The following is a 17,820-nucleotide window of genomic DNA, read 5'->3' as shown; positions in this document are numbered from 1 at the left end:
TGATTTAAGCGCCAGCCTCGGGTTTTAGCCTTTGACGGAGCCCATAAAGCACTCCTGAGCACTCATAAAAAATCCCCGACAGACGAATCTGCTAGGGATTTCCAACTAACCAACCAAAAAATCAACATTATATCCGATTGCCGGATTAAATTTTAATATCTGCGACTGCGGTCACCAATGATTTCAATGCTTCCCATATCGCAATCGTCTGCATTTCTATACTTATCTATAAAACCGGTTTGTTTGTAGATGCGACCGCTGCGGTCGTAATGCATCTTCATATTTCCGATTCGGTCTAAACGGCCTTTCTTATAGTTCACAGGGATATTACCGATGCGGGCAACACGTCCATCCCTTAAGTAATCAAGGCTAAGTTCTCCTATCTGTACGGGTAAACCCATTCGGTTGTACTGTACATAACCTCTGCGGTAGTTGTGACCGGTGCGGTACACATCATAACGTCCCGGGTTGTAGATCTCACGTACGTACTGCCCATTCAGACGCACCGATGAAGGGGTAACGTTAAAATCAAGCGCTCCGTCAGGATATACCAGAAACTCAATACCGTTCTCGATAAATACAACGGGTTGCATAAGATTTCGGTTTGTGTCTACACGTCTATCCACTTTACGAGGCGGATGAGAGTCTGCAGCCTGCGCAGCAGTTCCAAATGCGAAACACGCTGCTAAAAAAAGTACTATACGTTTCATAATTCTGCATTTAAGGATTGAATTTTTAAGTTTCAATCCGATTACGCTTAGTATAATTCAAAGGGCGTGCCAAATTTTTTAATTCGGAATGCAGAATGCAGAATTAAGAGTTTCTGTAGTTGTGTAAAACTTTATTTATAAGTGTTTTATGAGTGAAAGGCAGCGGATGAGAAAGTATTAGAAATCACTTCAAAACCCAGGTGCTACTCTGAAGCTGGAGTGATTTTCTCCGAGCGAAAAGAACTCATAATTCAGCATTCTTAATTCTACATTTACTTAAACGGTTTGCTTCTGCATAGAAACCTTTTACAGCAGTCAGAGTAGTGCCAGCCAAGAAAAGAACAAGCAACTATCTAATTACCCCAAATTTGACTTAATGATACGCGATACAATCGAGCACAAACACGGAGCGAAAAGAACTCATAATTCAGCATTCTTAATTCTACATTGATTAAAGCTTCTCCCTCAAATACTCCGCAGTAAAGGATTTTTTGTTTTTAGCAACTTCTTCCGGGGTGCCGGAAGCGATGAGGTAACCCCCGTTTTCGCCGCCTTCCAGACCCAAATCGATCACATGATCGGCGCATTTGATCAAATCCAGATTATGCTCCACCACAAGAATGGAATGTCCATTTTTAATCAGTGCCTCAAACGAAGCCAGCAATTTCTGAATATCGTGAAAATGCAGTCCGGTGGTAGGCTCATCGAATATGAACAGGTTCTTCTCTTTGGTGGTTCCCTTTACCAAAAAGGACGCCAGTTTGATACGCTGGGCTTCTCCACCGGAAAGGGTAGACGAACTCTGGCCAAGGGTCACATAGCCCAGACCTACGTCCTGTAAAGGCTTGAGTTTCCGGGTGATTTTGTCCTGCTTGTTTTCGGTAAAAAAGGCGATGGCATCATCAATAGTCATATTGAGGATGTCGTCGATGTTTTTATCTGCAAAGGTGACTTCCAGCACTTCCTTTTTAAAACGTTTGCCCTTGCACACTTCACATTCCAGATGCACATCGGCCATAAACTGCATTTCGATAGTCACTTCGCCTTCACCTTTACAGTTTTCGCAGCGGCCGCCATCTACATTAAACGAAAAATGCTTGGTTTGGAAATTGCGAATCTTACTCAGTTTCTGATCGGCATATAGTGAACGGATATCATCATAAGCCTTGATGTAAGTAACCGGATTGGAACGTGACGATCGACCAATGGGGTTCTGATCTACAAATTCGATATTCTTGATGTTGTCAAACTTGCCTTCAATCCCGGTCATCTGACCCATTTTCTCCCCGTAACCACCGGTTTCCTTAAGCATAGCAGGGTAGAGCAGCTTTTTAACCAGCGTACTCTTGCCACTACCCGAAACCCCGGTTACGGCTACAAAAACTCCCAGCGGAAAGCGTACATCAATATTTTTCAGATTGTTTTCGCGTGCACCGATTACGTCTACATAGTATTTAGAAGTGCGGCGCTTTGCCGGCACTTTAATTTCCATAGTGCCATTTAGATATTTCGCGGTAAGCGATTCGCTTTTGAGAATGTCGTCGTAGGTACCTGTGGCCACTACGTTACCACCATAGGTTCCGGCTTCTGGGCCTATGTCTATGATCTCATCTGCGGCTTTCATAATGTCCTCGTCGTGCTCCACCACAATCACGGTATTGCCCAGATCGCGCAGGCTTTTAAGTACTTCAATAAGACGCTCGGTGTCTTTAGGATGCAGGCCTATACTGGGTTCGTCAAGAATATACATCGATCCCACGAGGCTGCTTCCCAGTGAAGTCGCCAGATTGATGCGCTGCGACTCTCCACCCGAAAGTGTGTTGGACTTCCGGTTTAACGTGAGGTAATTAAGCCCCACTTTCGAAAGGAATTCGAGGCGGCTTTCAATCTCGGTGAGCAGGCGTTTGGCAATTTTAGCATCGTGCTCGCTCAGTTTGAGATTTTTAAAGAAATCGGCTACTTTGTTGAGTGGCAGGGCAACGAGATCGGTAATGGTCGTGTTGCTGATCTTCACGTAATTTGCTTCCTTACGCAGGCGTTTGCCGCCACAGGTTTTGCATTTGGTTTTTCCGCGATAGCGCGACAGCATCACGCGGTTTTGAATTTTATAAGCTTTGGATTCCAGAAATTCAAAAAACTGGTTGATACCTTCAAAATACTGGTTTCCGTTCCACAACACCTCTTTTTGAGCATCGCTCAGTTCAAAATAGGGTTTGTGAATGGGGAAATCGAATTTATAAGCCGAATTGACCAGCTGATCGCGGTAATAGCTCATACTATCTCCCCGCCAGGGGAATACGGCATTTTCGTAAACCGAAAGCGCAGTATTGGGAATCACCAGATCTTCATCGATCCCAATCACATCTCCGTAACCTTCGCAGGTAGGGCAGGCCCCGTAGGGATTGTTGAAGCTGAAGAGGTGTACATTGGGCTCCAGAAATTGCATCCCGTCCAGCTCAAAACTGTTGCTAAACTGTCGCTGCTTGCCGGTAGCCAAATCTTCGATAAACAATTCGCCCTTACCTTCAAAAAAGGCTGTTTGCACGGCATCGGCTAGACGGTTTTCAAAGTCCTCATCGTCTTTGGTGATGATTCGGTCCACCACCAGAAAGAGTTTGTCTGTTGCGGTAATGCTTCCGGCTTCTTCAATACGCACCACCTCGTCGTTAACCTTTATACGCGCATAGCCCTGTTGCTGCAGGATGTTGAGCTTTTCTTCAATCTTTCGGCCTTCCTCTACAATAAAAGGAGCGAGGAGCAACAGCTTGCTGCGCTCTTCAAAGGTTTTGATGTAATTCACCACATCGGTCACTGTATCTTTTTTGACCTCGTCGCCCGAAATGGGGGAGTAGGTCTTGCCGATACGGGCGAAAAGCAGTTTGAGGTAATCGTAAATTTCGGTAGAGGTGCCCACAGTAGACCGCGGATTGGTACTGTTTACCTTTTGCTCAATTGCAATTGCGGGAGCGATACCTTTTATATAGTCCACTTTCGGTTTGTCGAGACGCCCTAGAAACTGCCGCGCGTAAGAGGATAAACTCTCCACATAGCGGCGCTGCCCTTCGGCATACAGGGTGTCAAACGCAAGGCTTGATTTCCCCGAACCCGACAAGCCGGTAATCACCACGAGCTTGTTGCGCGGGATGATGGTATTGATATTTTTAAGGTTATGCAGCTTTGCCCCCTTGATGATGATATTCTTTTTAGGGTCAGCTTTAGAAACGTCTACGATCATAGCAATTGAAATAGGATTGCAAAGATAATTTATAGGAAGCATAACCCCGCAACCTTTTGCCCAACGTCCTGTTAATGTTAAAATTGTGGAGCAGCGTTTGTTTATTTGGAATAATAGTTGTTATATTTGACTCAATATTAACATTTAAGCAAAGGCCTATATCTGAAAATTACTTTTAAAGTTTTGACCCCGATCCTATAAACGGATCACTATAACCTACAAAAAGTAATTTTATGGAAGATATGTTAATCTCTGACGCTGTCCTGGTCAGCAACTACCTCAAGGGCGAAGAAGCGGCACTTTCTATACTCATCTCGAGACACCAACAACGCATTTACAGTTTTATTTATTCAAAAGTTTACGACAGAGACGTGACTGAAGATATCTTTCAGGATACGTTTATCAAAGTGATACGCACCTTAAAACGCGGTGGATACAATGAGGAAGGTAAGTTTTTACCCTGGGTTATGCGCATCTCTCACAATCTGGTGATTGACTATTTCCGCAAGAACAAACGTATGCCCAAGTTTGACAACACCGGAGATTTCAATATTTTTTCAGTTTTGGGTGACCCCGATTTAAATGCCGAAAAACGCATTATCAAAGATCAGGTAGAAGATGATGTACGTAAATTAATTGATGAATTGCCGGAAGATCAGCGCGATGTACTGGTGATGCGTATTTATAACGATATGAGTTTTAAAGAAATCGCAGAGCGCACTGATGTGAGTATCAATACGGCTTTAGGACGTATGCGTTATGCCCTGATTAACCTGCGAAAAGTGATTGAAAAAAACAATATAATTTTAACAAATTAGAATAGAATAAAACCTAAGGCTGTGCGTTCTAGTAAGACTAAAAAACTAAACCACAGTACATGGAAAACCTTTACTCTAAAAAATCTTCTTTAAACCGAAAAAATCTGAATCCGTCTAAGGAGACCGTAAACCGAATATTAAATTATTCGAAAGCCTTAAGTGTTATGAATACCTCAATTGGGAAGGTGGAATCCCTTCTCAATTAAAAGAAGAGGCTGTCTAAAAAGTCAAGACAGCCTCTTTTTTATTCGGGCAGGTATATCGGAGAACAGTTCTCAAATACGCTATTCTCAGAGCGTTTATTTTCTTTTTAGAAACACTCTTTTTATTGGCATCGCCAAATGAATATTTTTTTTGGACAACTCAGTTAGGCTAGTATCAATCCTGTGGAAAGGTAAACGAAAACGCCACACCAATCGAATTGGCTGAAAAGCTGTAGTCAAACTCATTTTTATAGTTGATCGCCGTATAGGTTAGCGCAACCCAGCGCCAGCCAAATTCAAAGCGTCCGCCGAGACCACTGCTCAGGTCTGCATCAGGGACAAAACCGTCTCCTTTAAACCGAATGAGTTGATGGGTGGTAAGCCCGGCGCCCAGTCTAAAGTCTTCATTAATCCTGTAATAGCCCACTAAGTTGATGGGAAAACGGGTAAGCCTGATGTTTGCATTGTCGGCAGCGGTGGTCACATACTTAAAGCCTACGCTACCGCGCAACATAAAAGACTTCAGATTTTTAAAATGGAATTCGCCGCCCACAGCCGCATACCCGCCCTGACCGGCACGCATTTTTTGATCACCACCTTCTTCAAAATAAACGGTTAGAATTTCTTCCCCGCCAAATTCCCCACCAAGTTCGACCAGAAATTTAGCACCTCCCGGAGCAGTGATTTGCTGCGCAGAAAGGCTTCCGTAATTGATGAGTAATAAAAGAGACAGAAGCGTAAAAATAGATTTCATGAACATTGAATAATTCGTGTTGTTGAAATCTAATGTAGGTTATAATCAAATAGAAAAATGATAATTATTTAGTGGTTAATTGTCATTAATGCCTGATAAAAAATTGCTAGCGCGAGCATCCTGCTCGTGGTCTAACCTCAAATATCTATTTCCAAAACTGTTTGATCTTCCTGATAATTTCTCGCGCTGCTATACTTCCAATCTACAGGATTTGTTACAAAACCGCTTTTGACAGGATTTTTATGGATATAGTCTATCTTTTGCTGAATTACTTTAGTGCTCCACAGTTCGATGGGATTATTGTGCTGCTGCCAAAACTGAAGTTCTTTTACATTGCTATTTTTAGTACCCGCACGCTTCATCATCCATAATAACCATTCTTTTCTGCTTTCCTTTGGATTGTCCTTTATTGTTTTTATGAGTTTTCTCGCTGTAAATACTTTAAAATCTCTAATCAATCCTGAAGGATCATCATTAGCTGATCTAAAAATTAAATGAACATGATTAGGCATAAAGCAATAAGCAAATACCTCCATACCTTTTTTAGCCCTGCAATAAGTTATACTTTCCGTCAATACGTTGAACTATTCCTGCCGGGTAAAAACGTCCAACCAGTATACCGTAGCAAAACTTATGAAGTATGCTCCAGATAGATTGTGAAATTTATATTTTCGGCTCATTCTTAATACTGACTTATGCTACACGAGCGAGACGCTCGCGCCAGCGTAGGGAAAGAAGGAATTGCAATCAAGGTTAAAAGTAAAATCAGGAATCTGGAATACATACTTTGAAATTCGATTTAAAAATTCAGCTCGAGGCTGTTAAGAATGGTATTTAAGATAGCCGTATCTTCATCGTTTTCTACGGTATTTAAAACAATTAATAGGACTCCCTGATCTTTTTTACCGTGTGCAAAAGCCGTATAGATTTCTTTTTCACCATTATACTCCATAATAATGCGCTTCCCCTTAAGAGTCTGTCCGCTTTTAAGATCAAGACTGTAAGGTTCTTCCTTTTTACTATATCCGTAATTCAGACTTTCTTTGGTGATTTCATTAAGAATGAGATCTATAATACTTTCCGGATTAATGAAGTTGTATTCCTGAACAAGTACTCCGTTGCCTGTTGCTCGCATAGCCATTATTTGTATCAAGCCCTCTTCTACGGGAATTTTTGAAAGCGTCACGGCATTTGGATATAGAAATGTAAGCATCTCATCTTCATAGGTTAGCAGATCGGGCTGTACCAGCTTCAAATCGATCTCTTTTCCAGACTTGAGCGTATACTTTAAATCTTTATTCAGATCTACTCTCAACGAATCGCCGTCGATAAGCAAAATATAATGTTCTTTGTTTTGAGCCTGAAGAAGGCCTGTTGCCAGAAGTAAACAAAGTAGGGATAAGGTCTTTTTAATAATACAATTCATTTTTTACGGGTTGTGATATTTTAATTTTAGATGCTGAACAGATTTAGTTTTACTTGAAGTAAGTAAACAGAATTGTAAAATTACGTTATGGAAAAATCTATTCCTTACGGAATTCCACATTTGGAGTAAATAAAAGCCAACGGCTTTACCTCCTTCCTTTATTCCACTCCTCAATCACTTTTTTGCGACCAATCGTTGCCGTGATGATGTCTTTTTCCAGATCCCAGCCGCGTGCGGGTAATAAACGTATTAACATATTTTCCACCAAAAAAGCTTCCAGCGGTGTTTGAATCCACCTAATTCCCAGTTAAGATCAAACCTTTGTTTATCTCCTTTTACATAAGGAGGAATTGCTAACTTGGAATGTATCATCGGGGAATCCTGGCTAACTTTTTTATGGTATTCTTTATCAAGAGAACTTTTTAGAAAGTACTGAATTTCTATAAGACTTATATTTTTTGAAGATTTGTAGATGAATAGATTTAGATCATACAAGTCTTCGTACAAGTGGCTTAGTTCGGCGACGACTTCATTTAAAAGCCTTGGCTTTTTGTCTCTATTTTTTCTTTTTCTAAGTTTTCTTACTTCAAGAAAGTTCTCATTAGAATTATTTTCAATTTTGCTGGTTATATAAAGACAGTTTTCTGAAACTGGGTATAGCGACCTTGATTTGGCCAATTCGAGCAATTGCCCTGTTTCTGCTTTTAAAAAGATATGAAGCTCTTCTTTGATCATCTTTGAATCTTAAAAAAGCCATGGCTTTACTTCCTTCCTTTATTCCACTCCTCAATCACTTTTTTGCGACCTATAGTTGCGGTGATGATGTCTTTTTCCAGATCCCAGCCGCGCGCAGGACTGTATTGACGCCCGTACCAGATGATTTGTAAATGCAGGTCATTCCACAAATATTCGGGGAAGAGGCGCTTGGCATCTTTTTCGGTTTGTACCACGTTTTTACCGGTGGTCAGTCCCCAGCGGTACATCAGGCGGTGTATGTGCGTATCTACCGGAAAAGCCGGAATATTAAAAGCCTGTGCCACCACCACGCTGGCGGTCTTATGACCTACGGCAGGCAATTGCTCGAGTTCTTCAATACTTTCCGGGACCCTTCCATTGTACTTATCGATTAAAATATGGGAGAGGCCGTGAATACCCTTGGCCTTCATGGGCGATAAACCCACCGGTTTTATGATTTCCCGTATTTCTTCCACCGTAAGCTTTACCATATCATACGGATTGTCTGCTACCTCAAACAGCAGGGGCGTGATCTGGTTTACCTTGACATCGGTGCTTTGGGCACTCATCAAAACCGCAATAAGCAGGGTATAGGGATCTTTGTGGTCTAACGGAATGGGAATCTGGGGATACAGGCGCTTTAACGTATCTATAACAAAGCTAACCTTCTCGGCCTTGGTCATAATCTTTAAATTTATAGTCTTTAGGCAAAAGAACTTCTTATTGCCTTAAAATTTGAATAATAATACCAATAATAATCTAAATAAAACGCTATGAATATGCTTAAAGAAGGGGATAACGTTCCCGCATTTACCACGACTGATCAGGATGGCAACACCGTAAACTGGAGTGATTATGCCGACAAGAAGGTGGTGGTGTTCTTTTACCCAAAAGCCTCAACGCCCGGTTGTACTGCCGAAGCCTGCAATCTGAGAGACCACTATAAAGAACTTCAGGATCAGGGTTACGCCATACTTGGGGTAAGCGCAGATTCTGAAAAGCGCCAAAGTAACTTTAAGGAGAAATACGAATTTCCGTTCCCCTTATTGGCCGATGAAGACAAGACCGTGATCAATGCCTTTGGCGTTTGGGGCCCTAAAAAGTTTATGGGTAAGGAGTACGACGGCATTCACCGTACCACTTTTATTGTAGAAAACGGTACGGTTACCCGGGTGATTGATAAGGTTAAAACCAAAGATCACGCTGCGCAGATTTTAACCGAAGCTTAAGTCTCCGGTTTTCAATGTTAATTTAAAAGTCTGTCCTAAAAGGACAGACTTTTTTTATGCATTTAGGCTTAACGACTGATTTATAGGGGATTTCCTTAAATACAGTTTACACAACTCCTTAGAATAACTTTAAATAGTAAAGTTGAGGTAACACCTATAACATTCACTTTAGAAAAGGGTAATCCAAACACGATTTTGAATTAACCTTCCCCGACGGTCATCTGGCTAGTTTTGAAACAAACTAAAAAATCAAAAACTATTTAAAGATGATTACAATTAAGAGACTTGTATTTAATCTGATGCTTCTGGGTGCTGCCGGAAGTGTTTTTACAGCCTGTGATGTAGAAGACGGAATTGACGGCGTTGATGGTGTAGATGGTCAAGACGGTGCAGATGGCGTTGACGGCGAAGACGGTGAGGATTTTACTCCGGATCCGGGTATGTTTTCAGATAAATCAAATCTGGCTCCGCTTGTGGCGATGATGCCTCAATTTAATTATGTAAAGGCCTATTCCATTATCAGTTCGTCTGATACTTTGAGCAACGGCTTTAAACTAGTAGGGGCTCAGGATGGTGCCGGTTTTCTTAAAGATCCTAACAGCGATGGCTATATCTACGTGGTAAATGCCGAAGATACCTATGCCGTATCACGTATCATGCTTGATAAAAACCTGAAGCCTTTGAGCGGCGAGTGGTTGTTAAACTCAAGCGTGGCAGACTATGCCCGCCAGTGTAGTGGTACGATGTGGGAAGCTGCGATTCATGGCGGGTCACAGGATTTATACCTTTCGGCTTCGGAAAGCATCAACTACGATGTAAAAGGGATCGACCCGTATATGACACCAGACCCGGATGCTGATTTTGGTCTGGATGCTTTGGGCGAATTTTCATGGGAAAATGCGGTGCCGCTTCCACAAGGGGCTTACGCAGGTAAGACCGTAATCATAGGTGGGGATGACGACTCCAGCGGTTCTGAAGGTCAGGTGACCATGTACCTTTCTGAAAACGGTGATGCCGATTTAGAAAACGGTAAAATTTATGTGCTTCGCTTTAAAGAAATAGCTGACGGGGCAGGCGGCAAAAAAGCTGTGGAAGCCGGAAAAATTTATAACGAAAGCAATCTTGATTTTCAGAAATCGTATGATGTGGAGTTTGTGGAGATCGTAAATGGAAAAGATAAGACCAAAACCGAAATGGAAACCGCTTGTATCGGGGTACAGGCTTCAGCTTTTATGCGTGTGGAAGATGTGGATTATCAAAAAGGTTCTGATGCTAAAGGCCGAAATGTATTTTTTGCGGTAACCGGTTTGGGCCCTAATACAGGCAAATACAATGATTGGGGAACGGTTTACAAACTGGAGCTTGATGAGACCAATCCGCTGGAAGGTAAATTGACTCAAATCATCAGCGGAAATACCGATTCTAACAATGCAGACGGAAACGTGTCTTTGCTACAGAGTCCTGATAACATCTGTGTGACTGAAAACTTTGTGTACTTTCAGGAAGATCCTAACTCGTTTTCCAGAAATCACGCGGCATACATTTACCAGTCTGACCTTAACGGTAACAATGCACGTCCGGTGCTTGAATTTGTTATTCGTCAGGATTTGGTAGAAAACGGAAGCTCCGGATTTAGCGGGGAGTACGGTGCTTTGATTGATATTTCAGACAAGGTAGGTAAACCGGGTACTTTCATTCTAAACCTACAACCTCACTACTGGAAAAATGCTTCGTTTGCAGGCCGTGATGGTCATACCTTAGAAGGAGCCGAAGATACCCAGGGAGGTCAGATCATTATCCTTCAGGGACTTCCCAGATAAGTAAAAACAAACCAATCAACCTTAAAACCTCCGGCTTTGACTCCGGGGGTTTTTGACGTAAAACCCACTTGATGTATTCTATTAAACACTTAGTTACAGGTCTGCTTGTTTGCCTGATTTTAGCTTCTTGTAAAGAAGATAAACCGGCCCCGGAAACCTATGAAATTGCCGTGGACTGGCAACCTGCGCATCAGTATTATTTAAAGCATATTAACGAAACAGCAGCTTACCTCGACAGTTTAGATGGGGTGGCTTCTTCCGATTCTTTGGCTAAAATCTATTTTATCAAAGCCCGTGAAGCCTTTAAAAAAGCCGAACCCTACGCGTCGTACCTCAATCCGCCGGTGGGGCATCAGGCTAATGGTCCGGCTTTGCCGCGTCTTACCGATGACACCCAGCGCGTGTTGCAACCCATAGGGTTACAACGCCTGGAAGAATCTATTTATGAAGGAGCTGAAGATGAGGCGCTTTTTAAACACGAACTTAAATTGACCCGAGGTCTGATCAGTGTACTTCAAAAGAATGTTGGCCAACGCCAGCTGGATGCCCAGCGCTTTTTTATCGCGACGCATCAGCAGTTGATGCGGGTGCTGAGCTTTGGAATTACAGGTTTTGACACTCCTGTAAGCGGTCTGGGTTTAAAGGAAACGGCTCAGTCGCTGGAGTCGCTCAAAACCGTGTACGAATTGTCCCTTCAGAAATTGATCAATCAAAAAGATAAGCAGATTGATGAAGAGTTCACCGAAGCTATTGATGCGGCAGTAGCTTTTATTCGTAAAGACCCACAATTTGAGACTTTTGATCGCTATACTTTTGTGCGGGACTATCTAAATCCCATTACACGAGCCTGGGTAGAGATCCGGAAAACAGCTGCGGTTTGGGAACCGGTAAACACTCAGGCCTATAATTTTGATGCGCCTACCTTTTTCGAGAATAATTCTTTTAATGTGGAATTCTTCAGAAGGGTGACCAACCGAAATCCCTCTGAAGCACAGATCGCTTTGGGAAAGCGCCTCTTTTTTGATGCGAAATTGTCAAAAGACGGTACTATGGCCTGCGCCACCTGCCACATTCCGGAAAAAGCCTATGCAGATGGACTGGTAACTAATTTTAGCAATACCGGAACTTCGTTAAAACGCAATTCGCCTACGCTGATCAATTCGGTTTTTCAACAGGCTTTTTTCTGGGACGGGCGCGCTCCTGATTTGATGTCGCAGATTTCCGGGGTGTTTACCAATGCCGAAGAATTTAACAGCAGTGTTCACGAATTTTCAGAGGAAATCCTTCAGGATTCTGCCTATGTGGAAGCCTTTCAGGAAGTTTTTGATACCAAAAAACTAACCAACGATCAGGCGATCATGGCCCTGTCCTCTTACATTTCGACCCTAAATGCTTTCGATTCTAAATTTGACCGAAATATGCGTGGGGAGGAAGATAGCTTTACCGAATCTGAAAAGCTGGGGATGAATCTGTTTATGGGTAAAGCCCTGTGTGCGACCTGTCATTTTATGCCCTTAACCGGCGGAACGGTGCCGCCTTTTTTCGCAGAAACCGAAAAAGAAGTCATAGGCGTGCCCGAGACTGCGGCTAATAAACAATTGGATGACGACTTGGGTTTTTACTTTATGTATGACGAACCCATACAAAGCGGCATGTTTAAAACGCCTACCGTGCGCAATGCCGGGGTGACCGCACCCTATATGCACAACGGGGTTTATGCCACGCTTGAAGAGGTGATGGATTTTTACAACAAAGGGGGTGGGGCAGGCCTCGGTTTTGACCTGCCGCATCAGACCCTGCCTTTTGATAATCTGCAACTGGATGCAGCAGAACTCCAGGCGTTGACCGACTTTGTAAGGACCCTGACCGACACTAATGTAGAACCCGAATATTCCAATTAGGCCTCAATAATTTTTTAGAAAAATTAGCAGCAACTTAACAGTTGCTGCTATACATTTGTGGGGTATTATGAAGCGAATTTTTCAAGCATTTTGGTTGTGTCTCTTCCTGTTTTTTACAGCGGGCAGTGCTTCCTATGCATTTGATTTTAGCACGCAGACTGATACCGCCGAAGCTCCGTTTTCCAAACATCAGCTGGAGCTGGGTCACCTTAACGATCAGGCTCTGGGTGCAGTGGAGTTTGTGTTAACTTCTCCGGAAAATCGGGTTCAACCTCAGGAGGATACCACTACACCATTCGTTCCATTTTGCTTTTACAGAAGCAGTCCTGTAAATCTGCATTTTTATGCTGATCAGGAATCCAATTACATCAAGGCTTCAGCCCTGATTATTCCCGGTCTAAGCAGTTTGCAGCTGATCTTTCCGTTTCATCTGTTTCCCTAAGTTTTAGTTTGTTTTCCGTTTTGCAATTGACGCAGTCCTACGGGCCTGGGTCGATTTTTCGATGCTTTGCATCCATTCTTACATAAACAACACAAAACTTTTTACAATGAAAATAGATATGATCCTCGTATTTGCCGTAGTTACCGGCTTAGTAGCAATTCCTTATATAGCCTTTATTCTTTTTGGTTCGGGGCGAACAAAAAAACTGAGCACCCGCTTAAAAGACGAAGCTAAGCTCAAAGGCCTTAATTTGGAGCAAAAAGAAAACTGGAACAGCCGTGCGATTGGTCTCGATACTCAAAAAGGGCAGTTGCTTTTTGGTCAGTTGCTAGACGATACAGTAACGGTACAACATCTTGATTTAAACACCGTAAGCCGTATTCTGGTTCACGAGGTGGTGGTTTCTAAAAAAATAGATGGTAAACACCAGCAAACACTTGAAGCCGTAAATCTTGAGTTTATCTCAAAAACAGCCGAAGCATCTCGTATGCTTAGTTTTTACGATTCTGAAATTGACCCGGCTCAGAACTATGAGGTAAAGCGTGCTAAAAAATGGAATGAACTTATTGAGGCGCAGCTTACGCCTGCAAGACGTACCGCCGTAGCGGCTTAATAATGCACTACTAAAACCAGAAAACCCACAAGTTGATTACGCTTGTGGGTTTTTCAGTTTTTAAAGGCTGGCTTGATTTACTTTCCGTTATGCTCAAAAAGGTAATTGGTAAGCAGCGTATATAAGTGTCTGCGGGTGTTGGCGCCCTCATAAATACCGTGCGAACGGTTGGGATAGGCCATCATCGTAAATTGTTTGTTGTTTGCGATGAGTTCGTTAACCAGGAATTCCATATTCTGATAGTGTACATTATCGTCGCCCGTACCGTGAACGATAAGCAGGTTACCCTCCAGATTTTTAGCATAGGTGGCAGGCGAACCTTCCACAAAATCTTCTTTGTTTTCCTGCGGAAGTCCCATATAGCGCTCCTGATAGACGTTGTCGTAGAACAATTGATTAGCAACAGGTGCTACAGACATTCCGGTTTTATAAATTTCCGGATAGCGAAACATCAGATTAAGCGTCATCGAGCCACCGCCGCTCCAGCCCCATACCGAAACGCGATCTGCATCAAGGAAGCTCCAATCGTTAAGTAACTTTTTAGTAGCCATCGCCTGATCGCGCGAATTGACTACACCCACCTTCCGATAAATCGATTTGCGCCAGTCGCTGCCCTTCAGGGAAGGTGTACCGCGGTTGTCGAGGTTGATAATCACAAAACCGTTTTGGGCCAAAAAGATGTCGTACATCCCAATAAAATTATCGGTAGCCATTTGTCCCCAGGGTTCGCCGTAGACGTGAAAAAGCACCGGATATTTTTGAGCAGGGTCAAAGTTTGTGGGTTTGGTAATGCGGCCTTCCACCACAATGCCGTCTTCGGTTTCCACCTGAAAGAAATCGGTTTCCGGTAAATCGAGACGCGCTAGCTTCTCTTTCAATGCAGTATTAGCTACGAGCACTTTGATCGTCTTGTGATCGGGCAGGCTGATGAGTCGCGTGGTGGTAGGGGTATTCGCATCGGTATGGTTGTGAATGGCAAACGCGCCGTTAGGAGCGATCTGATAGGTGTTGATGCCTTCATATTCAGCCGGAGTAAGGCGTTTGGGTTTGCCTTTTCCGCTGAGTGAGGCTTCAAACAGATACCGCTGCGCAGGGTCTTCCGGCGAAGCCGAAAAAAATACCTTTTTAGCATTGGCAGTATAAAAAGCCGCCACGTCATAATCGCCCGGGGTGAGTACCGTTTTTTTACCGTTTTTTAAATCGACCTTGTAAATATGCCGCCAGGCATCATTTTCGGTCATACGCAAAAACGCATCTTTATCTTCGGTAAGCAACAGATCATTTTGACCCCATTGATTGGCCGAAACATCAGGGTATTGCAGATCAACCCAGGTATCTTCGGTCTCGGTGTACACGTTTTTAATACTTTGGGTGGAAGGCTTAAAGGTGTAAATCTTCAGGGTATTTTGCTTGCGGTTAAGCTGCTGAATCAGGAGCAAATCGGCATCAATCCATTGAATCGCCGGAATGTAATGCTGCACCGGGTCACCGGGAACCGGAATCCAGCTGGTTTCTTTAGTTTCGGTGTTTACGATACCGACTTTAGCTGAAGAGGGATCGTAGCCTGCTTTTGGATATTGCAGCGGAATGGGTTTTGAATACACCGAATCGGTCGTGTTGATCATATAAAACGTGCCGATTTCGGAAGCATCCAGTTGCCAGTAGGCGATGTGTTCGCCATCAGGACTCCAGCGGAAGCCGTCGCGGGCGCCAAATTCTTCCTCATAAACCCAGTCAAAAGTCCCGTTGATAATATCGCCGTTTCCGTCCTGAGTGAGCTGTGTTACGTTACCGGTGTTGAAGTTTTCTTCATACAAATTGAAGCCCGAAACGTAAGCGACATTTTCGTTAGAATCTGAAAACTTGGCAAACATTAAGGACGATGCAGGCAGCTGTGTGCCCAGTTGCTTCAGTTTTTGAGTGTCAAAATCGTAAACCCAGTAATCGCCTTTGGTGTTGGAGCGCCAAACCCGGCTGGTGTTTGTGAATATAAGCACCTTGCTTTCGTCATTAGAAAGGCTGAAATCGGCCACATTGAGCGCCTGATTTGCACCTTCAGGAGTAAGTGCGTTTGCACTCAGAAAAACCGAACGTTCGTTTGACTTGCTCTCGTATTTGATGAGTTGGTCATTACCGTTTTCATTTTCGATAGTGACAAAAGCATCGCCCTCGTTGATCCACGAGATCGAGCGGGCGCGGTCTGCGTTGAATTCGCCGGAATTGTAGATCCGGTCGAGCGTTAATTTTGCAGGGTCGGTTTCCTGTGCATTTACCGCCAGACCGGCGCTTACCAGGATAAAAAGGATAAACAGGTTTTTAAAGTTTCTCATGGGATTCTTATAAGTTTCTTAAGGCTTCGATTTCTTCTACGGTTTTGGCAAGAGGTTCACCCAGCAGTTTGCTTCCGGTTTTGGTAATGACAAAGTCTTCTTCAACGCGTATTCCGCCGAAAGTCTTAAACTGCTCTACGGCATCATAATTTACAAAGTCGAGGTATTTACCTTCCGCTCTGCGCTCGTCAATTAAAAACGGATTGAAGTACAAACCGGGTTCTACCGTAAGCACAAAATCTTCCTGCAGTTCTTTGCCCAGACGCAGGGATTTCAGGCCAAACTCGGTACTCTTCTTCAGTTCGGGCGTATAGCCTACATATTCCTCGCCCAGATTTTCCATATCGTGAATGTCGAGCCCCATCATATGCCCAAGTCCGCACTGAAAGAACAGGGTATGTGCCCCTGCAGCCACGGCATCATCGGCATTGCCTTTCATCAGACCGAGATCGGTAAGGCCTTCCACCAGTTTTTTGGAGGCCAAAAGATGCACGTCTTTAAAGCGTATTCCCGGTTTTAAAGCGGCAACCGCCGTATTGTGCGCGTTGAGTACAATGTTATAGACGTCTTTTTGCAGCGGACTAAAACGTTGACCCGCCGGGAAGGTGCGTGTCATATCGCCGCCATATCCCATGGTGTTGTAAGCCCCGCAGTCGCAAAGCACCAGATCACCATCCTGCAATACGGTTTGCGAAGCGTGATTGTGCAGGTATTGGCCGTCTTTGGTAAGAATAATGGGGAATGCGAGTCCGCCACCACCGCTTACGGCAATGCCGTTTAACTGGCCGGCCATCTGCATCTCGGTCATACCCGGACGGGTATTTACAATGGCATGCTTATGCATCGCTCGGGTAATGTTTACCGCTTCTTCCAGTTGTACCAGTTCTTCGGCAGTTTTGCGTTCGCGCTGGGCAACGATGGCTTTGATGAGCGGTACCGATTTGTGCGCGTCAAGTTCCTGAACCGGGATATTCAGCAAATCGCTCAGGGCAATTTTTTGTTCAAAGCGATAGGGAGTGAGGTAATGTATCTGTAGGCCCTTGCCGAGTTGTGTTTTGAGGTAGGTATTGATTTCCTTTAGCGGCTTGACGGTCTTAAAACCGGATTGCTCCGCATAACTTTCCAGTTTTTCAGTGGCACCCACCCAGACTTTTTGTTCTGCGGTGGTGTTATTGCCGAAAAGAATTTCTTCGTCTGTATCCAGATTGATCAAAAAATACAGATCTGGGATATGATCAATACCGGTGTAGTATAAAAAGCTGCTGTCCTGCTTAAAAGGGTACCAGTTATCAGCATAATTCATCGGGCTTTCGCCGTTTCCGGGAAAGAGGATGATCCCGGTTTTGAGGGTGTTTTTAAGTATGGCGCGTCTTTCGACGTAGTTTTTTTTAGGGAACATGCGGTTCATTTTTGTTTAAACAAGTGTCTGTCTGCTAAGATACCAAAACCGTAACAGAACTGCTTTTTATCGATTATCGGGAAGTATGCATTTATTAGCAGGCCTGAGTTTTTTCAGGTAAACTTAAATCGCCTAATCGGTTGTAATAGCGAATGATTGAATAGGTCTTAACAGCCGTAGCATCCCTTTTAAGGCTTGCTAAACA

The 17,820-nt window shown here is 43.6% G+C and carries 15 protein-coding genes and 1 pseudogene; 7 read left to right on the top strand and 9 right to left on the bottom strand.

Annotated features, from left to right (window positions below):
• Positions 1-152: 152 nt before the first annotated feature.
• Together ACSSS3_RS02005 and uvrA are read right to left on the bottom strand one after the other, a co-directional pair.
• Positions 153-710: a hypothetical protein gene (locus ACSSS3_RS02005; protein ID WP_442846249.1), complete on the bottom strand. Its 558-nt coding sequence runs from the start codon at positions 708-710 to the stop codon at positions 153-155.
• 451 nt (positions 711-1,161) lie between these two features.
• Complete coding sequence (gene uvrA / locus ACSSS3_RS02000; RefSeq protein WP_442847385.1) at positions 1,162-3,945, bottom strand: excinuclease ABC subunit UvrA; 2,784 nt, start codon at positions 3,943-3,945, stop codon at positions 1,162-1,164.
• A gap of 233 nt (positions 3,946-4,178) precedes the next feature.
• Here uvrA and ACSSS3_RS01995 point away from each other — a divergent pair, with 233 nt between their 5' ends.
• Both ACSSS3_RS01995 and ACSSS3_RS01990 read left to right on the top strand, forming a co-directional pair.
• Positions 4,179-4,763: an RNA polymerase sigma factor gene (locus tag ACSSS3_RS01995; protein WP_228231596.1), complete on the top strand. Its 585-nt coding sequence runs from the start codon at positions 4,179-4,181 to the stop codon at positions 4,761-4,763.
• Between the two features lie 59 nt (positions 4,764-4,822).
• Positions 4,823-4,969, top strand: coding sequence for a hypothetical protein (locus ACSSS3_RS01990; RefSeq protein ID WP_228231595.1), 147 nt, complete (start codon positions 4,823-4,825; stop codon positions 4,967-4,969).
• A gap of 172 nt (positions 4,970-5,141) precedes the next feature.
• Here the strand turns inward: ACSSS3_RS01990 and ACSSS3_RS01985 are convergent, their stop codons facing one another.
• The 5 genes and pseudogenes from ACSSS3_RS01985 to ACSSS3_RS01965 all read right to left on the bottom strand — a co-directional run bounded on the left by ACSSS3_RS01985 (position 5,142) and on the right by ACSSS3_RS01965 (position 8,564).
• Positions 5,142-5,720 carry a hypothetical protein gene (locus ACSSS3_RS01985; protein WP_442846248.1) on the bottom strand — a complete coding sequence of 193 codons (579 nt, stop codon included), beginning with the start codon at positions 5,718-5,720 and terminating at the stop codon, positions 5,142-5,144.
• Between the two features lie 137 nt (positions 5,721-5,857).
• A pseudogene (locus tag ACSSS3_RS01980) lies at positions 5,858-6,400 on the bottom strand (REP-associated tyrosine transposase).
• Positions 6,401-6,519: 119 nt separating this feature from the next.
• A complete protein-coding gene (locus ACSSS3_RS01975; RefSeq protein WP_442846247.1) occupies positions 6,520-7,146 on the bottom strand; it encodes a hypothetical protein in 627 nt (208 codons plus the stop codon).
• A gap of 249 nt (positions 7,147-7,395) precedes the next feature.
• Positions 7,396-7,881 carry a hypothetical protein gene (locus ACSSS3_RS01970; RefSeq protein WP_442846246.1) on the bottom strand — a complete coding sequence of 162 codons (486 nt, stop codon included), beginning with the start codon at positions 7,879-7,881 and terminating at the stop codon, positions 7,396-7,398.
• Positions 7,882-7,907: 26 nt separating this feature from the next.
• The gene (locus ACSSS3_RS01965) at positions 7,908-8,564 is read right to left on the bottom strand and encodes an endonuclease III domain-containing protein (protein ID WP_442846245.1); all 657 of its coding nucleotides are present in this window, start codon (positions 8,562-8,564) and stop codon (positions 7,908-7,910) included.
• Between the two features lie 90 nt (positions 8,565-8,654).
• Here ACSSS3_RS01965 and bcp point away from each other — a divergent pair, with 90 nt between their 5' ends.
• The 5 genes from bcp (at position 8,655) to ACSSS3_RS01940 (ending at position 13,886) form a co-directional block, all read left to right on the top strand.
• Complete coding sequence (gene bcp, locus ACSSS3_RS01960; RefSeq protein ID WP_442846244.1) at positions 8,655-9,110, top strand: thioredoxin-dependent thiol peroxidase; 456 nt, start codon at positions 8,655-8,657, stop codon at positions 9,108-9,110.
• Positions 9,111-9,376: 266 nt separating this feature from the next.
• On the top strand, positions 9,377-10,930 hold the full coding sequence (locus ACSSS3_RS01955; RefSeq protein WP_442846243.1) for a hypothetical protein: 1,554 nt from the start codon (positions 9,377-9,379) through the stop codon (positions 10,928-10,930).
• Between the two features lie 71 nt (positions 10,931-11,001).
• Positions 11,002-12,831: a cytochrome c peroxidase gene (locus tag ACSSS3_RS01950; RefSeq protein WP_442846242.1), complete on the top strand. Its 1,830-nt coding sequence runs from the start codon at positions 11,002-11,004 to the stop codon at positions 12,829-12,831.
• Positions 12,832-12,898: 67 nt separating this feature from the next.
• The gene (locus ACSSS3_RS01945; RefSeq protein ID WP_442846241.1) at positions 12,899-13,273 is read left to right on the top strand and encodes a hypothetical protein; all 375 of its coding nucleotides are present in this window, start codon (positions 12,899-12,901) and stop codon (positions 13,271-13,273) included.
• 106 nt (positions 13,274-13,379) lie between these two features.
• Positions 13,380-13,886, top strand: coding sequence for a hypothetical protein (locus ACSSS3_RS01940; RefSeq protein ID WP_442846240.1), 507 nt, complete (start codon positions 13,380-13,382; stop codon positions 13,884-13,886).
• A gap of 77 nt (positions 13,887-13,963) precedes the next feature.
• Here the strand turns inward: ACSSS3_RS01940 and ACSSS3_RS01935 are convergent, their stop codons facing one another.
• The gene (locus ACSSS3_RS01935; protein WP_442846239.1) at positions 13,964-16,216 is read right to left on the bottom strand and encodes a DPP IV N-terminal domain-containing protein; all 2,253 of its coding nucleotides are present in this window, start codon (positions 16,214-16,216) and stop codon (positions 13,964-13,966) included.
• A gap of 7 nt (positions 16,217-16,223) precedes the next feature.
• Positions 16,224-17,615, bottom strand: a complete 1,392-nt coding sequence (locus ACSSS3_RS01930; RefSeq protein WP_442846238.1) for an aminopeptidase P family protein — start codon at positions 17,613-17,615, stop codon at positions 16,224-16,226.
• Positions 17,616-17,820 lie beyond the last annotated feature (205 nt).

Source organism: Leeuwenhoekiella sp. H156, assembly GCF_052218455.1.
GTDB classification, from domain to species: Bacteria; Bacteroidota; Bacteroidia; order Flavobacteriales; family Flavobacteriaceae; genus Leeuwenhoekiella; species Leeuwenhoekiella parthenopeia.
This window is presented reverse-complemented; position numbering and strand designations above follow the sequence as displayed.

Bases quoted from the DNA above. Each gene is read 5' to 3' on its own strand.
- ACSSS3_RS02005 (WP_442846249.1), bottom strand. From the start codon at position 710: ATGAAACGTATAGTACTTTTTTTAGCAGCGTGTTTCGCATTTGGAACT.
- uvrA (WP_442847385.1), bottom strand. From the start codon at position 3,945: ATGATCGTAGACGTTTCTAAAGCTGACCCTAAAAAGAATATCATCATC.
- ACSSS3_RS01995 (WP_228231596.1), top strand. From the start codon at position 4,179: ATGGAAGATATGTTAATCTCTGACGCTGTCCTGGTCAGCAACTACCTC.
- ACSSS3_RS01990 (WP_228231595.1), top strand. From the start codon at position 4,823: ATGGAAAACCTTTACTCTAAAAAATCTTCTTTAAACCGAAAAAATCTG.
- ACSSS3_RS01985 (WP_442846248.1), bottom strand. From the start codon at position 5,720: ATGAAATCTATTTTTACGCTTCTGTCTCTTTTATTACTCATCAATTAC.
- ACSSS3_RS01975 (WP_442846247.1), bottom strand. From the start codon at position 7,146: ATGAATTGTATTATTAAAAAGACCTTATCCCTACTTTGTTTACTTCTG.
- ACSSS3_RS01970 (WP_442846246.1), bottom strand. From the start codon at position 7,881: ATGATCAAAGAAGAGCTTCATATCTTTTTAAAAGCAGAAACAGGGCAA.
- ACSSS3_RS01965 (WP_442846245.1), bottom strand. From the start codon at position 8,564: ATGACCAAGGCCGAGAAGGTTAGCTTTGTTATAGATACGTTAAAGCGC.
- bcp (WP_442846244.1), top strand. From the start codon at position 8,655: ATGAATATGCTTAAAGAAGGGGATAACGTTCCCGCATTTACCACGACT.
- ACSSS3_RS01955 (WP_442846243.1), top strand. From the start codon at position 9,377: ATGATTACAATTAAGAGACTTGTATTTAATCTGATGCTTCTGGGTGCT.
- ACSSS3_RS01950 (WP_442846242.1), top strand. From the start codon at position 11,002: ATGTATTCTATTAAACACTTAGTTACAGGTCTGCTTGTTTGCCTGATT.
- ACSSS3_RS01945 (WP_442846241.1), top strand. From the start codon at position 12,899: ATGAAGCGAATTTTTCAAGCATTTTGGTTGTGTCTCTTCCTGTTTTTT.
- ACSSS3_RS01940 (WP_442846240.1), top strand. From the start codon at position 13,380: ATGAAAATAGATATGATCCTCGTATTTGCCGTAGTTACCGGCTTAGTA.
- ACSSS3_RS01935 (WP_442846239.1), bottom strand. From the start codon at position 16,216: ATGAGAAACTTTAAAAACCTGTTTATCCTTTTTATCCTGGTAAGCGCC.
- ACSSS3_RS01930 (WP_442846238.1), bottom strand. From the start codon at position 17,615: ATGTTCCCTAAAAAAAACTACGTCGAAAGACGCGCCATACTTAAAAAC.